This is a genomic window from Puniceibacterium sp. IMCC21224 (assembly GCF_001038505.1).
GTDB lineage: Bacteria > Pseudomonadota > Alphaproteobacteria > Rhodobacterales > Rhodobacteraceae > Puniceibacterium.
This window is the reverse complement of sequence record NZ_LDPY01000001.1, coordinates 661,208-676,212: the sequence shown is the minus strand read 5'-3', so window position 1 is coordinate 676,212 and position 15,005 is coordinate 661,208. Positions and strand designations below refer to the sequence as shown.

Annotated in this window: 16 protein-coding genes and 1 tRNA gene; 8 read left to right on the top strand and 9 right to left on the bottom strand. The window is 58.8% G+C overall.

All coding sequences use genetic code 11. From position 1 onward, the window contains the following. Positions 1-1,239, top strand: a complete 1,239-nt coding sequence (locus IMCC21224_RS03085) for a DUF1501 domain-containing protein (RefSeq protein ID WP_047994100.1) — start codon at positions 1-3, stop codon at positions 1,237-1,239. Positions 1,240-1,255: 16 nt separating this feature from the next. Here the strand turns inward: IMCC21224_RS03085 and IMCC21224_RS03080 are convergent, their stop codons facing one another. Continuing rightward, positions 1,256-1,972, bottom strand: coding sequence for a response regulator (locus IMCC21224_RS03080; protein WP_047994099.1), 717 nt, complete (start codon positions 1,970-1,972; stop codon positions 1,256-1,258). A gap of 133 nt (positions 1,973-2,105) precedes the next feature. Here IMCC21224_RS03080 and mce point away from each other — a divergent pair, with 133 nt between their 5' ends. Beyond that, entirely contained in the window at positions 2,106-2,510 is a 405-nt protein-coding gene (mce, locus tag IMCC21224_RS03075; RefSeq protein ID WP_047994098.1) for a methylmalonyl-CoA epimerase, read from the top strand. Positions 2,511-2,554: 44 nt separating this feature from the next. Continuing rightward, entirely contained in the window at positions 2,555-2,851 is a 297-nt protein-coding gene (locus IMCC21224_RS03070) for a DUF1467 family protein (RefSeq protein ID WP_047994097.1), read from the top strand. On the opposite strand, the gene IMCC21224_RS03065 is transcribed toward IMCC21224_RS03070, so the two are convergent. Then, the gene (locus IMCC21224_RS03065; protein WP_047994096.1) at positions 2,805-3,506 is read right to left on the bottom strand and encodes an EI24 domain-containing protein; all 702 of its coding nucleotides are present in this window, start codon (positions 3,504-3,506) and stop codon (positions 2,805-2,807) included. The two genes, IMCC21224_RS03070 and IMCC21224_RS03065, sit on opposite strands and share 47 nt — an antisense overlap. After that, positions 3,503-4,081 (bottom strand): nitroreductase family protein, encoded by a 579-nt coding sequence (locus IMCC21224_RS03060; protein WP_047994095.1) that lies wholly within the window; start codon positions 4,079-4,081, stop codon positions 3,503-3,505. The genes IMCC21224_RS03065 and IMCC21224_RS03060 overlap by 4 nt, the downstream gene beginning before the upstream one ends. 112 nt (positions 4,082-4,193) lie before the next feature. Between IMCC21224_RS03060 and IMCC21224_RS03055 the strand changes: the two genes are divergently transcribed. Next, positions 4,194-4,451 (top strand): DUF167 domain-containing protein, encoded by a 258-nt coding sequence (locus tag IMCC21224_RS03055; RefSeq protein WP_047994094.1) that lies wholly within the window; start codon positions 4,194-4,196, stop codon positions 4,449-4,451. Positions 4,452-4,469: 18 nt separating this feature from the next. Here the strand turns inward: IMCC21224_RS03055 and IMCC21224_RS03050 are convergent, their stop codons facing one another. After that, a complete protein-coding gene (locus tag IMCC21224_RS03050; RefSeq protein ID WP_047994093.1) occupies positions 4,470-4,700 on the bottom strand; it encodes a hypothetical protein in 231 nt (76 codons plus the stop codon). A 169-nt stretch (positions 4,701-4,869) separates the two neighbouring features. On the opposite strand from IMCC21224_RS03050, the gene IMCC21224_RS03045 reads away from it, so the two are divergent. Next, entirely contained in the window at positions 4,870-5,577 is a 708-nt protein-coding gene (locus tag IMCC21224_RS03045; RefSeq protein ID WP_047994092.1) for a M48 family metallopeptidase, read from the top strand. A 16-nt stretch (positions 5,578-5,593) separates the two neighbouring features. Here IMCC21224_RS03045 and IMCC21224_RS03040 read toward each other — a convergent pair whose 3' ends face one another. Next, on the bottom strand, positions 5,594-6,580 hold the full coding sequence (locus tag IMCC21224_RS03040) for a complex I NDUFA9 subunit family protein (RefSeq protein WP_047994091.1): 987 nt from the start codon (positions 6,578-6,580) through the stop codon (positions 5,594-5,596). A gap of 147 nt (positions 6,581-6,727) precedes the next feature. Between IMCC21224_RS03040 and IMCC21224_RS03035 the strand changes: the two genes are divergently transcribed. Then, a tRNA-Leu gene (locus IMCC21224_RS03035) sits at positions 6,728-6,813 on the top strand. Between the two features lie 313 nt (positions 6,814-7,126). Here IMCC21224_RS03035 and IMCC21224_RS03030 read toward each other — a convergent pair. From IMCC21224_RS03030 to IMCC21224_RS03020, 3 genes are all read right to left on the bottom strand, one after another. After that, a protein-coding gene (locus IMCC21224_RS03030) for an IS3 family transposase (protein WP_156178093.1) occupies positions 7,127-8,478 on the bottom strand; the annotation gives its coding sequence in 2 pieces (ribosomal slippage) (positions 7,127-8,142 and positions 8,142-8,478; 1,353 coding nt in all). 52 nt (positions 8,479-8,530) lie between these two features. Continuing rightward, positions 8,531-8,671 carry a hypothetical protein gene (locus IMCC21224_RS27635; RefSeq protein WP_156178091.1) on the bottom strand — a complete coding sequence of 47 codons (141 nt, stop codon included), beginning with the start codon at positions 8,669-8,671 and terminating at the stop codon, positions 8,531-8,533. Beyond that, positions 8,668-8,943 (bottom strand): IS3 family transposase, encoded by a 276-nt coding sequence (locus tag IMCC21224_RS03020; protein WP_047994088.1) that lies wholly within the window; start codon positions 8,941-8,943, stop codon positions 8,668-8,670. Before IMCC21224_RS03020 ends, IMCC21224_RS27635 begins: the two co-directional genes overlap by 4 nt. A 529-nt stretch (positions 8,944-9,472) precedes the next feature. Here IMCC21224_RS03020 and istA point away from each other — a divergent pair. Both istA and istB read left to right on the top strand, forming a co-directional pair. Then, positions 9,473-10,918 carry an IS21 family transposase gene (gene istA, locus IMCC21224_RS03015; protein WP_047996836.1) on the top strand — a complete coding sequence of 482 codons (1,446 nt, stop codon included), beginning with the start codon at positions 9,473-9,475 and terminating at the stop codon, positions 10,916-10,918. Further along, positions 10,915-11,679 (top strand): IS21-like element helper ATPase IstB, encoded by a 765-nt coding sequence (gene istB, locus IMCC21224_RS03010; RefSeq protein ID WP_047994087.1) that lies wholly within the window; start codon positions 10,915-10,917, stop codon positions 11,677-11,679. The genes istA and istB overlap by 4 nt, the downstream gene beginning before the upstream one ends. 793 nt (positions 11,680-12,472) lie before the next feature. Here istB and gyrB read toward each other — a convergent pair. Continuing rightward, on the bottom strand, positions 12,473-14,890 hold the full coding sequence (gene gyrB, locus IMCC21224_RS03005; protein ID WP_047994086.1) for a DNA topoisomerase (ATP-hydrolyzing) subunit B: 2,418 nt from the start codon (positions 14,888-14,890) through the stop codon (positions 12,473-12,475). Between the last annotated feature and the right edge of the window lie 115 nt (positions 14,891-15,005).

Below are 15,005 nucleotides of genomic sequence, written 5' to 3'. Positions count from 1 at the left end.
ATGGTGTCGAAAACCCTGAGCCGTCGCGGTTTCCTGTCGCGCTCTGCGCTTGTTGGATGCTCGCTTGCGGCCAGCCCGCTGATGACCCCGGTCAGTTTTGCTGCCGCACCGGGGGACAACCGGCTGGTGGTGATCATCCTGCGCGGCGGGATGGACGGGCTGGATGTGGTGCAGCCCTACGGCGACCCGGCCTTTGCCGCGCTTCGGGGTGGTCCGCGCCCCGGCACGGCGGACGGACCGATTGATCTGGACGGATATTTCGCCCTGCATCCGGCGCTTGGCCCCCTACTGCCGATGTGGCGACAGGGGCAGCTTGGCTTTGTTCATGCGGTCTCGACCCCCTATCGCGACAAGCGCAGCCATTTCGACGGGCAGGATCTGCTTGAGGCGGGAATACCCGATCTAAGCGGGGGGCTGAGCCGCGACGGTTGGCTTAACCGTCTGCTACAGCATTATCCCGGTCTGCATTCCGAAACCGCCTATGCCATCGGTCAAGAGAATATGGCCGTAATAGATGGCCCGGCGCCAGTGTCCCGCTGGTCGCCCGAAGCGGATCTGGCGCTGACCCCTCAGGCCGTCAGGCTGGCCCGGCGGGTGATGCAGGACGATCCGGCATTCGCCGCAGCCATGACGCAAGCTCTGGCCCTCGCTGAAAGCGACGGCGATGCTGTGGCCGCGCCGGGCGGCTTTGATCAGATGATGTCGATGGTCGCAGAAGACAGGCAAAATGCCCGCAAGGGCAATGCCGAAACCCGAATTGCCAGCTTTGCCGCAGACAGGCTGCGCGGTGACTCGCGAATCGCGACCTTTTCCATCAATGGCTGGGACACACACGAGCAACAGGCCAGGAATCTGGGCAAGGCGTTGGACCGTCTGGCCCGGACGATCCTCGACCTAAAGGAGGGACTGGGGGATTCGGTCTGGAACCGCACGACAGTCATGGCGATGACCGAGTTCGGCCGCACTGCACGGCTGAACGGAACACAGGGCACCGACCACGGCACCGGCGGGCTGATGATCCTCGCTGGCGGTGCGGTGCGCGGCGGGCGGGTTGTGTCCGATTGGCCGGGCCTGAGCGAAGCCGATCTGTATGACCGGCGCGACCTTATGCCGACACGCGATGTGCGGGCCCATGCGGGATGGATTCTGCGTTCACTTTACGGGTTGGACACCGGCCTGATCGAAAATGTGGTCTTTCCCGGTCTCGACCTTGGCACCGATCCGCGGCTGCTGTTGTGACCTGGTGTCGGCCCCCTCAGATCGCCATTCGCTCTGCCAGCCGGTCTTGAACCATCATCGACAAGCGCGAGACCGTGGATCCGACATGGTCTCCGGTAGCGCATGCTTCGCTCAGGGATTGCGCCGCAGAGGCCAGCGGACCATCTCCCGCACTGCGGGCGACCCCGTACAGGAATTGGGCCGCGTAGGACAATGTCCAGTCATCCGCATCGGCGACAAGCACATCCGCAGCATGAACCATGTCGTCCCGAAACGCGATCGGATCGGCCGTTACCGATTCCTCGTGAACGGCGCGGGGACCACGCGGGCGGCGCGCCGCAGGCAATTGCGAAATGATCGCATGTTGAAACGCGTAGACACTGGAAATCGGCTTGGCCAGAAAGCCGTCGGCACCTGCCGCCATGGCCCTGCCTTCGGCGAATTCATCGCCACTCGTCGCCAGCAGAACCGAAACACGCGGCGACAAGACAGCGAGTTCTGCTATCAGATCTTCCCCGGGTCCGTCAGGCAGCCCCATGTCGACAATGACCACGGATGGTCGGTAGACCTGTAGGTGACGCCGCGCGGATCTAAGACAATCGGCACGCCGAATCCGCGCACCGCCCCGCAGACACAAAAGCCGCATGGCATCGCAGGCGAACCGGCTGTCTTCGACTACAAGAACCGTCAGCCCAAGCAGCGGTCGAATCGCGGTTGGTTTTTGCGTGACTCCGAATTGGTCCGTATCGTCCATTGCGCCCTCCGATTCTGGTAAACCGAGGATGTGATATCAACGCTAACAGACCGTTAATCCACATCGGACACTTGCCCCTTGTCGTCCTGCGGGGCCATAACCGGGCAAATCATGTTCTGCGGAGGACACATCTATGATCGGCCGTCTTAACCATGTCGCCATCGCTGTACCGGATCTGGACGCAGCGGCCGCACAATATCGAAACGCATTGGGCGCGACGGTGGGCGCCCCACAGGACGAGCCCGACCACGGCGTTACCGTCATCTTTATCGAACTGCCCAACACCAAAATCGAACTGCTCTACCCGCTAGGAGAAGACAGCCCGATCAAAGGCTTCCTCGACAAGAATCCGTCGGGCGGCATCCACCATATCTGCTATGAGGTCGATGACATTCTGGCCGCGCGCGATCATCTTGTGACGACCGGCGCCCGCGTTTTGGGATCAGGAGAGCCAAAAATCGGCGCGCACGGCAAGCCTGTGCTGTTCTTGCACCCAAAAGATTTCAACGGATGCCTGGTCGAACTGGAACAGGTCTGAACGCGCCCTATTTGATCGTATGAACCGAGCAAGGAACACCTTCTATGTCCATCACATCTGCCATCGTGCTGTTCGCTGTCCTTTGGTTTCTGACCTTTCTGGTGGTGATTCCGATTCGATTGCAAACCCAGGGGGATGTCGGGCGCGTTGTCCCCGGCACACATGCGGGATCGCCCGAGGTGCACGGGCTAAAGAAAAAGGCATGGATCACCACGGGCGTGACTGCGGTCCTGTGGGCAATCATCGCGGGGGTGATCTTTTCCGGCATGCTCACCGTCCGCGATCTCGACTATTTTAACCGGATGAGCCCTCTGCCCGAAGTGCGTGGAACAGATGGGTAAACGTCGCCGCGCCAAGGATCGGAATCACCAGATTGACCAGCGGCAGGGATAGCGGCATCGCCATCAACACGCCGGCCAGCCAGATTGTGCCGATATGCTTGCGCCGCAGTGCCTTGGCCCCGTCCCGTCCGACCCGGCGCATGGCGGCAAGGGTGAAATATTCACGCCCCAGTAAAAAGCCGTTCAACCCCCAAAAGATGAACAACGCCGCCGGAGCCAGAAACACATACAGCAGCAACGCCAGCAGGTTCGCTCCGATCAGCACACCAAGAAAGTTGATCGTGTCGCGCATGGCATCGCCAAAAGGCACCCGAGTCGCGATCGGCAAACCCGGATAATGACGGTCCTCGACCGCCTGCGCCACATCGTCGAGGAACATCGACGTTATGGCCGAGGCAACCGGCACCATCAGGAACACCGACAGGATCAGCATCAACCCGATGGATCCCCAACTGAGCAGATCGTTGAGCCAGCGCACCTCGCCCAGCAGAAGCACAGTTGTCGTATCGCCCACCATCGCGTTCAGCAGCCACAGGAACCCGGCATAGAACCCGACAAGCAGCGCGGCAGCCAGCCCGATCCCCAGAAACAGCACCCGGCGAAAGCGCGGGTCGCCCATCTGGCCCAGGGATCGCAGAAAAGATGCCAGGATCATTCGCTGGCCCAGGTTGTGATCAGGTCCAGGTCCGGGCGCGGACGGTCTGGCGGGGCCGATGTTTCGGTGCCGATGTGGATATAGCCCGCCACACGTTCGTGCGGCTCAAGCCCCAGCGTGGTGGCGGTAAAGTCGCGGTCATGCGCCACCCAACCTGACAGCCAATTGGCGCCCCAACCCGCCGCAAGCGCGCCGTTCAGCAACGCCAGACAGACGGCGCCGACGGAATAGGTCTGCTCGATTTCGGGCACCTTGGGGTTATCGCGCTGCACCTCGATCACGGCGACGCACAGCGGGCTGTCGGAAAACTGCGCGCGCCCCTTGTCTGCCTGGAGGGGGTCCAGCTCTAATTCCGCCGCCCGCGCAGTGGCAGCAGCGGCCATGCGATCCAGCGCGCCGCGTTCAAGCACAACAAAGCGCCATGGTTCAAGTTTGCCATGGTCCGGCGTCCGGGCAGCCGCTGTCAGGATCGGGACCAGTTCATCGCGGGTCGGCGCGGGGCCGGACAGCGTCTTGGCCGGGCGTGACCGGCGGGTCAGCAGAAATTCCAGCGCGGCGGGGTTGGGTACGGGCATCGTCAGCTCCTTGCAATTTGTTCATATGTCTGACGCAAACTGTCAGGTTTCAACCGCAAATCGTCACAGATTTCATCAACACCATGCAAAGCCCCTGTGCTAAGCCGTCCGCATGTCCCTGCCCGACCTGTCCCACCTTGCCCACAGCAATACGCTGATCCGTGTGCGCGTTACACCAAAGGCAGCAGCGAACCGTATCGACACGGACGACACCGGCGCGCTGCGGATCTATGTCACCCCCGCACCGACGGATGGCAAGGCGACAACCGCAGTACAAAAGCTGCTGGCCAAGGCGATGGGCATCGCGCGAACCCGTCTTGTCCTGCAACACGGTGCACACAGCCGCGACAAGGTGTTCCGGGTCGAATAGCCAGATTGGTCGGGGGATTTAGCCCGATCGGGTATAGACCCCTTCGGGCAGCGAAATCGCCGCCTCAAGATCGCGCATCTGCGTCATCGACAGCGTGATCTTGTTTACTCTGTCAGTGCGCGGATCGTATTGTTCGACCGTGACGCATTCCTCAAAGGAACTGACGATCACATCTTCTTGCAACGGCACCTCACCCTCGTCAACAAGGGTGACGACGGTCGCGTCAAATTCATGCTCTATGCTAAACATGCGCCCAGAATATCCAGCCTGCCGGGTCTTGCCCAGCCCCTGCGGCCTCTGTCGCGTCGATTGTCCATATTTGCTGAATATTCAAAGGGATCACTCGGATTGTGAAAATGTGACTGGCCTCAGAGGCCATCGCACTCTATTTCTGAACCTCTGTCAAATTGGAGCCTACATGCGCTGGCTTATCCCGCTATTCTGTCTTGCCCTCTCGGGCTGCGCCGTGCCGCCAAGCGTAGCAACCCTGCCGATTCCGGGCGAAACATCGGATGAAACGGAAATACGCACGCGCGCGCAACGTGCCGCGCGCACGTTTGTTCAGGTGGTCGACACAGTCGAACCCGTGGCCGAACAGGAATGCCGCCGTATCGCGCCCCGGATGAATTGCGATTTCCTGATTGTGGTCGATGATCGCCCCGGACAGGAACCGAACGCATTTCAGACCGTTGCCCGCGATGGCCGTCCGATCGTCGCGTTCAATCTGGCTCTGATCGCGTCGGCCCAGAATGCTGACGAACTGGCCTTTGTCATGGGACACGAATCCGCCCATCACATCCTTGGTCACCTAGCGCGGACGCAACAGAATGCTACAGTTGGCGCGGTGATCTTTTCCGGCCTTGCCGCGATGAGCGGAGCCAGCGCAGAAAGCGTACGCTCAGCCGAAGAATTCGGCGCTGCTGTCGGCGCGCGTACTTATTCCAAGGAATTCGAGCTTGAAGCTGATCAGTTGGGAACCATCATTTCGGTTCGCTCCGGGTTTGATCCCGTGCGCGGGGCCGCGTTCTTTGCCCGCATTCCCGACCCCGGCAACCGTTTCCTGGGCAGCCATCCGCCCAACGCTGCGCGGGTCGAGGTGGTGCGCCGCACCGTTGCCGGGCTCTGATGCGCCACAAACGTCTTTAGCGGGCGCGCAGGTTCTTCGCCGAATCCTTGATCGCCGCGTACTGACCTGAAGGCCGGTAAGGCCAGAGGTAATCCGGCAACACCGCCTCAGATGGCACGGGCGCGATCTCCAAGTCGGCAAACCCTTTTGCTCCGTCCGCGACGACATTATCATATCGCAAGGTGCGGACCTGATCGCGGGTGATCAGCCCATTGCGCACCAGTCCCAGAGAGATTTTTTCAATCATATCTAGACCATATGCCTTCATTCGCGCCACGGGGAACGGCACGTTAATCACCAGTCTGCGGCGCTGAATGACCCGCAGCATCTGATCCATCAGTTCGCGGAACGTACTGACATCCGGCCCACCCAGTTCATAAACGCCTGGGGCAACACCCCCCTCGACCGCCTGCTGAACCGCCTTGGCCACATCGTCCACATAGACCGGCTGAAACCGCGTGTCGGCGCCTACAATCGGCAGAACCGGTCCAAAGCGCGTCATCTTGGCGAAGCGATTAAAGAATTCATCCTCAGCCCCGAAGATAATCGACGGGCGCAGGATAACCACATCGGGGTAAACCGCCAGCGTCGCGGCCTCCCCCTTGCCTTTGGTGCTGGCATAGGTGCTCTCGCTTGCGGAATCCGCGCCGATGGCCGACATCTGAACCAGCTGCGCCACACCTTGCTCGGTCGCCAGACGGGCAATCCGTTCGGCACCATCGACATGAACCGCGTCAAAGCTGTTCTTTCCACGCCCCACCAGAACGCCGACGCAATTGACGACGGCATCGGCGCCAATCATCGCCGCGCGAACCGATTCATCGTCCCGGATATTGCAGAACACAGGTTCGACCTGTCCGACTGCGCCAAAAGGTCTGACAAAAAGCGCCTCGTTTGGACGCCGCACCGCAACCCGCACGCGCCAGCCCGCTTTGGCCATGCGCCGTGCGACATAGCGTCCGACAAAACCGGAGCCGCCGTAGATGGTGACGAGTTTGAACATCTGATCTCTCTCCAGCCAAGCCTGCCCTCTCTGCTTAATGACCTGCAATTGCGCGCACAAGTGCTGCGTGGCCGCGATTGCCTAATTCGTAAAAAAGCCCGTTGACAGTGCAGCGCACCCAGCTTAGATGCCTGCTTCACGACACCTGCCCAGGTGGCGGAATGGTAGACGCGCTGGCTTCAGGTGCCAGTGGCCGCAAGGCCGTGGAGGTTCGAGTCCTCTCCTGGGCACCAGATCGCATGCCGATCACCCTTATTTTCAAGCTTATCAGGCTCTTCGACGGTTTGTTGGGACACTTTCCGGGTCACAACGGAGACTCTTTGGGCAATGGCTATGACAGTAACCATGAAGCATGTTGACACGTTAAGCGGCGGAAGATTGAGGTTTCGTCGGCGTTTTGGACTTGTCCCGATTTAGTTCCGGTCTCTTTCGAGCGATATTCGCAATGAAGGAGACACAAATTGGCACCAAGATGTCCGTCGTCATATAAAATGGGACATCAGAGCGGCTTGAGCATTGGAGGCTCTGGCTCGTTTGTGTGATTGATTATGCGGCTTGTTTTTGGTGTTGCAAGCGGCGTTCGCGGATTGTCAGTATCTTGATCTTCTTCCTTTCTCTGAGGATGGCTTTGTCGCGCCCAAAGTAGACGTCGGCGGGCGTGACGTTGTTGAGACTCTCGTGGTATCGCGCGTTGTTGTAATACTCTACGAAGGCCCCGATCTGGCGTTCGAGATCGCCGGGCAGGTAGTAGTTTTCCAGCAGAACCCGGTTCTTCATAGTTTGGTGCCAGCGCTCAATCTTGCCCTGGGTTTGCGGATGGAATGGTGCCCCGCGAACGTGGCCCATTTTTTGATTTCCCAACCACTTGGCGAGGTCGCCAGAGATGTAGCAGGCCCCGTTGTCACTCAGCAGGCGCGGCTTGTGCCGGACGACGGCTTGGTCACAGCCCGATGCGCTCAGAGCCAGTTCAATCGTGTCCGTCACGTCCTCGGCCCGCATGTTTGTGCAAAGCTTCCAGGCGATGATGTAGCGGCTGTAGTCGTCGAGGATGGTGGACAGGTAATACCAGCCCCAGCCGATGATCTTGAAGTAGGTGAAGTCGGTCTGCCAGAGCTGATGGATGGCCGTGGTCTTGTCCGTGAACTCGTCCGCGGCCTTGATCACCACATAGTCCGGCGCCGTGATCAGATCAGCTGCTTTAAGAATGCGGTAAGCCGATGATTCCGAGATAAAATACCGGTTCTCATCGGTGTATTTGACCGCCAGTTCACGTGTCGTCAGCGCCTCATGTTCTAACGCAAACTCGATCAGGTCATCGCGCCGGTCTTGGGGTATTCGATTCCAGACCGACCCTGGTCGAGGAGACCGATCGGCCAGCGCATCGAACCCGCCCTCGACGTAGCGATCATACCAGCGGTAGAAAGCCGTGCGCGGAATGCCCAGCATATCCAGCGTCATTTTGGTGGGCAGATGCGAACCTTCAACGGTGCGGATGATCTCAAGCTTCTCGGTTGCAGGGTATCTCATTCCTCCACCTCCCCAGCCCCTGTCATACTTTTTTTGAGCAGACGGTTTTCCAGGGTGAGATCGGCCACGCATTCCTTCAGGGCCAAAGACTCAGAGCGAAGCTCCTTCACCTCCGGCGACGTGGCTTGGCGCGCCGTATCGCCAGACAAGCGACGCTTGCCAGCCTCCAGGAACTCCTTCGACCAGCTGTAATACAGGCTCTCGGCGATACCCTCCCGCCGACATAGCACCGAAATGCTTTCCTCACCGCGCAGGCCAGCTAAGACGATGCGGATCTTCTCCTCTGCAGAATAGGTCTGCCGCGTCTTGCGGCGGATGTTCTTGACCAGCTTGTCAGCTGCGTCCTTCGACGTTCCGGATGTCTTGTTCATCTTCGCTCCTTGAAAGCTACGATGAACCAGAAATCCTCCGTTGTTCAAATCCTCAAATCTGTCCCAAAAGCGCTGACGTCAGACAAGGGCGGATCTTCCAGGCGCGAAACCCACGGGAAGTTACCCGCAAAACGCGGCATAGAAACTCAATGGGCCAGATCTTCTTCCAGGTGTCGATAAAGGCAAACCTCACGCCTTTTGGCCTGCGAAGAAGATCGTCGCCTTCTTTAACACTTCCCTCTCCTCGCGGAGTAGCCGGTTCTCTTTGCGAAGGCGGGCGTTCTCCTTCTCCACATCCTCATGCGGGCCGGACATCAGGTCATCATTCTGATGGTGTTGAACCCACTTGTTCAGTGTCGAAACACCAACCCCTAAATCAGACGCAATCTGAGGTCGCGTCAGTCCACTGCTTGTTGCAATGCGAACCGCATCACGTCTGAACTCGTCGCTGTATCTTGGTGCCAATTTGTGTCTCCTTCATTGCGAATATCGCTCGAAAGAGACCGGAACTAAATCGGGACAAGTCCATATTCCTGATATCCCTTGATGTTCTCAGGGAGTACATTCAGGCGGCTTCAGAGCCAGATCGCTATCAAGAGACTGAAGCAGACAAAAACATCCGTGCTTGGGCAGGGTTTATTAAGCACCCACAAAGATATGTATTCGCCCATAGGTGTCTTTCGGACAGTTACGAAGACGCCAATCCAGAAACAGCTACCATCTCCACCAATTATCTCAGAAGCTGGGATGGCTTGAACAAGCGTGAGAAAGACGCAAGGAAAGCAGACCTTGCTCATCGCATTGTAGCTGTCGAGCTTCCAAGCGTAGATGAAGTGAAAACGGCGGTGCGAAAGTCGGCCACGGTAGCGGCGGGATGAGCCTGCTGCGGGCGGTGTAAAAGTCGTCCACCTTTACCCTTTCTGGTGACAGGGAGGGCGGGAGGATTTTCACTGTGGATTTGTATCGGAAGGTTCGGCTGGCCTGTGCTGAGGGCATGAGCCAGCGTGAGGCGGCGCGGCATTTCAACATCTCGCGCGATAGCGTAGCCAAGATGATGGCGTTTTCGGTTCCACCTGGATATCGGCGGAAGGCGCCGGTCAAGCGACCGAAGCTGGATGCCTTCACCGGGATCATCGACGGTTGGCTGGACGGCGATCGGGAGGTCCCTCGCAAGCAGCGGCACACGGCGAAGCGGGTGTTCGAGCGGCTCCGCGACGAGCATGCCTTCACCGGGGGCTACACGATCGTGAAGGATTACATGCGACAGCGCGAACGGCGCGGCCGCGAGATGTTCGTGCCGCTGGCGCATCCGCCCGGTCATGCCCAGGCCGACTTTGGCGAGGCGGTGGTCGTCATCTGCGGCATCGAGCAGAAGGCGCATTTCTTTGTCATGGATCTGCCGCACAGCGACGCCTGCTATGTCCGTGCCTATCCGGCGGCCACTGCCGAAGCCTGGGTTGATGGCCACGTCCACGCCTTCGCGTTCTTCGGCAAGGTGCCGGTGTCGGTGCTCTACGACAACGACCGCTGTTTGGTTGCGAAGATCCTGCCGGACGGGTCACGTCAGAGGGCTACGCTGTTCAGCGGGTTCCTGTCACATTACCTGTTCCGTGACCGCTACGGGCGACCCGGCAAGGGAAATGACAAGGGCAATGCGGAAGGCCTGGTCGGTTACTCGCGCCGCAACTTCATGGTGCCAATCCCGCGGTTCGCGACCTGGGACGCGTTCAACGATTACCTGGAGACACAGTGTCTCAAACGTCAGGCGGATGTCTTGCGAGGTCAGTCCGAGACGATTGGCCAACGCCTCGAGCGGGATCTGGCCGCGATGTCCGACCTGCCTGTGGCGCCGTTCGATGCCTGCGATCAGACAACCGGACGGGTCAGTTCGCAGGCGTTGGTGCGCTACAAAACCAATGATTACTCGGTCCCGGTTGCCTACGGCCATCGTGACGTCTGGATCAGGGGCTATGTCGACGTGGTCGTGATCGGCTGCGGCGGCGAGGTCATCGCACGTCATCCGCGCTGCTACGACCGCGAGGACATGGTCTTCGATCCGCGGCATTACCTTCCGCTGATCGAGCAGAAGATCAACGCTCTCGACCAGGCGGCTCCCTTGGCAGAATGGGACCTGCCGTCGGAGTTCGCGACCCTGCGCCGCTTGATGGAAGCGCGCATGATCAAAGCCGGACGCCGGGAATATGTGCAGGTGCTGCGCCTGCTCGAGACCTTCGACATCGACGATCTGCATGCCGCCGTGAAGAAGGCTCTGCAACTGGGCGCGGTCGGCTTTGATGCCGTCAAGCACCTTGTCCTCTGCCACGTCGAGAAACGGCCGCCGAAGTTGGATCTCGATGTTTACCCATACCTGCCGCGGGCGAACGTCGAGACCACATCCGCGGCCAGCTATATGTCCCTGATGTCAGAGGATGCAGCATGACCGTGCCCCCGAAGATCCTGCTTGCGGATCATCTGAAGACGCTGAAGCTGCCGACTTTCCTGCGGGAATATGACAAACTCGCCCGCCAATGCGCCGCCGAGGGGCTGGATCATGTCCAGTTCCTGGCGCGTCTGGTCGAGCTGGAATTGATCGACCGCGAGCGGCGGATGATCGAGCGGCGTATCAAGGCCGCGAAGTTCCCGGCAACCAAGAGCTTGGACAGCTTCGACTTCAAGGCGATCCCGAAGCTCAACAAGATGCAGGTGCTGGAACTCGCCCGCTGCGAATGGATCGACCGACGCGAGAACGTCATCGCCTTGGGGCCCAGTGGAACCGGCAAGACCCATGTTGCCCTCGGGCTGGGGCTGGCCGCCTGCCAGAAGGGGCTGCCTGTCAGCTTTATCACCGCCGCCGCGCTGGTCAACGAGTTGATGGAAGCCCGCGACGAACGTCGGCTGCTACGGCTGCAAAAGCAGCTGGCTGCCGTAAAATTGCTCATCATCGACGAACTGGGCTTCGTGCCGCTCTCCAAGACCGGCGCCGAGCTCTTGTTCGAACTGATCTCGCAGCGCTATGAGCGCGGCTCCACGCTGATCACCAGCAACCTGCCCTTCGACGAATGGACCGAAACCTTCGGCACCGAGCGCCTGACCGGCGCCCTTCTCGACAGGCTGACACACCACGTCAACATTCTCGAGATGAACGGCGAAAGCTATCGCCTCAGCCAAAGCCGCGCCCGAAAGGCCCAAGCCGCCACCTGATCACACCTTGCAGAACTGGCCCTCCGGGCCAATGCGCCATGGCACGCGCCGGCTATCTGGAGAGCGCACGCGCCATGGCGCTTGGTGCCCCGCCATTGGCCTACTTTTGCGCCGCCACGTGGCCGGTTTTGTCTCCGCCGTTGACATGAAGTCTCGGAATTTTATAATTCTTGCGCTAAACACCTGCAAGTATTGATAAAAAGTGAAAATAAATCAATCTGAAAACCGAACGAAATCTCCATGAAATCGGTGAGGCACGTAGGGCTTGCCGTCAACCGTCAGGGACCATGGCAACGTCCCTTATCTCCCTCTTGAACGCCAAGAGAGCGACAAATGGCCTCGAGGCTCCACTCATTGCGCGGTCCTGTCAAACCGAGTAACCAAAGTCGGCTTTCGCCATCAATATTTGGTGCCTCGCGTATTCCGCGGTAGTCTATTTTCTGCGCTTCTGGCATCTGGATGGCAAAAGCCAGACTTGGTCCTCAGTTCGAAACTGTCCTTAGTGAATTTTTTGAGAGAATATAGAATTTAATCTAAAGGCTTAGCTACGACGGAGAGGATACAAACTACGTGCGCGCTGTCATGGGCGATGGGCAAAGACTGACCGAGGGGCAATTTGAAAGTACACTCAGGTTTGAAAGAGAAGCAGCGAACTTGGCGCGAACCTCTAAGTCCAGTATTTTTGCGACGATCACGTAAGTTATTGAATTAATGGGTCTTCATATTTTCGGTATCATCCGCGACGCGCAAAGTTATACGCGCCGCGCAATTTTATGTGCTTCCCTACAAACCGTCAGAAATCGAGATTTTCCACATTCAGTGCGTTCTGCTGGATGAATTCGCGGCGTGGCTCTACGACGTCGCCCATAAGTTTGGTGAACAGGTCATCGGCTTCGGCCATGTCATCAACCTTGACCCGCAACAGAGTACGTGCGTCTGGGTCTAGTGTGGTTTCCCACAATTGGCTCGGGTTCATCTCTCCGAGGCCCTTGTAACGCTGTAGCGACAGGCCTTTTTCGCCCTCTTCCAAAATAGCGGCCAAAAGGTCCAGCGGACCATGGATCAGTTGCTTGCGGTCACGGCGTTCCAACGTGGCGGGCAGGTTGTAAATCGCTTGCAGGCTCTGGGTAAAACTGCCGGTTTTACGTGCCTCGCCAGACCTCAGCATGGGACCATCCATTGTGCGCACCTCTTCGACGCCACGCAGGATACGCGCAAGACGGATACCTTTGTCCTGGGTGATGCGACCCATCCACCCCTTTTCATATTCCAGCGCGATCAGGTTCAGCCGCTCTGCCACTTTGTCGGCCACGCCCTGAAGGTTGGCGTCAATGGCACCGGGAACAAACGCACCGGCGATGGCAGCCTGTTCCAGAATATGGCGTGGATAATGTGTGGGAAAGGCGTCCAGAACGCGGCGCAACTGCCGTGCTTCGTCGACCACGCGCAACAGATCCTGACCGGCGATCTCTTCGCCGTTGCCCTGGCGCAGCATCGCATTGTCCGCGCCTTGCTGGATCAGGTATTCGTCCATCGCGGCCTGATCCTTGAGATAGACCTCGGACTTGCCACGCGCAACTTTGTATAGCGGCGGCTGCGCGATGTAGAGATGCCCGTTCTCAATCAGTTCGGGCATCTGACGATAAAAGAACGTCAACAGCAGGGTACGGATATGTGCGCCGTCGACGTCAGCGTCGGTCATGATGACGATCTTGTGGTAGCGCAGCTTGGCGATGTTGAATTCATCGCGCCCGATGCCAGTGCCAAGCGCCATGACAAGATTGCCGATTTCCTGACTACCCAGCATCCGGTCGAAACGGGCGCGTTCAACGTTCAGGATTTTGCCTTTGAGCGGCAGGATTGCCTGTGTACCACGGTCACGCCCGGTCTGAGCGGACCCGCCGGCGCTGTCGCCCTCGACCAGAAAGATTTCGGTCTTGGAGGGGTCTTTTTCAGAGCAATCCTTGAGTTTCCCGGCCAGAAAATTCACATCCATCGGGTTCTTGCGTCGTGTCAGGTCACGCGCTTTTCGCGCCGCCTCGCGGGCCAGGGCCGCTTCGACAATTTTGCCTACGATGACCTTGGCGATGTTCGGGTTTTCTTCGAACCACTCGGCAAGCTTTTCGTTCATCATGCTTTCAACCGCCGGGCGGACCTCGGACGAGACCAGTTTGTCCTTGGTTTGCGAGCTGAATTTGGGGTCGGGAACCTTGACCGACAACACGCAAGTCAGCCCTTCACGCGCGTCATCGCCGGTAAAGGTGACCTTCTCACGTTTAGCGATGCCGCTGGCTTGGGCGTAATTGTTGATTGTCCGGGTCAGCGCGCCACGGAACCCGGCCATATGGGTGCCGCCATCACGCTGCGGGATGTTGTTGGTAAATGGCAGGACGTTCTCGTGATAGGTGTCATTCCACCACATCGCGATTTCGATGCCGATGTCATCCTTTTCGCCGGTCATGTAGATCGGTTCGGCCATGATCGACGATTTCGAACGATCAAGGTACTTCACAAACTCACGCACGCCGCCGTCATAGTACAATTCAGATTTCAGCGGTTCAGCGGGGCGTTCATCCTCAAGAATGATGCGGACGCCGGAATTGAGGAAGGCCAGTTCGCGCAAACGCTTTTCCAGCTGCTCGAAGTGGTATTCGAGGTTCGAGAAGGTCTCGGTCGAGGCGAGAAAGCGCACCTCGGTGCCTTTGCGGCCATTGGCGTCACCGACAACGCGCAAGGATTCGACGGTGAATCCGCCCTCAAAGCGGGCGTAATGTTCCTTGCCATTGCGCCAGATGCGCAGCTCAAGCCAATCGGACAGCGCGTTCACAACCGAGACACCGACGCCGTGCAGACCGCCCGACACCTTATAGGAATTCTGGTCGAATTTGCCGCCGGCGTGCAGCTGGGTCATGATGACCTCGGCCGCCGACACGCCTTCGCCGTCGTGAATATCGACCGGGATGCCGCGACCATTGTCACTGACCGAGACCGAGTTGTCGGCGTGGATTTTGACGTTCACCGCGTCTGCGTGACCGGCCAGCGCTTCGTCAATGCCGTTGTCCACAACTTCGTAGACCATATGGTGCAAACCCGAGCCGTCATCAGTGTCGCCAATATACATCCCAGGACGTTTGCGAACAGCCTCTAAGCCCTTGAGAACCTTGATGGAGCTTGCACCATATTCTTCGGGGATCTGTTCGTTATCGGCCATTCGGTTTTTCCTTGTTCTTGGTGACCGGGTTATAGGGTTTTCCAGGGGGATTGTCACGCAACTGACACTATATTTTGTGGCACCCCAACAGGCGCCCTACAGCAGTTCAGACATC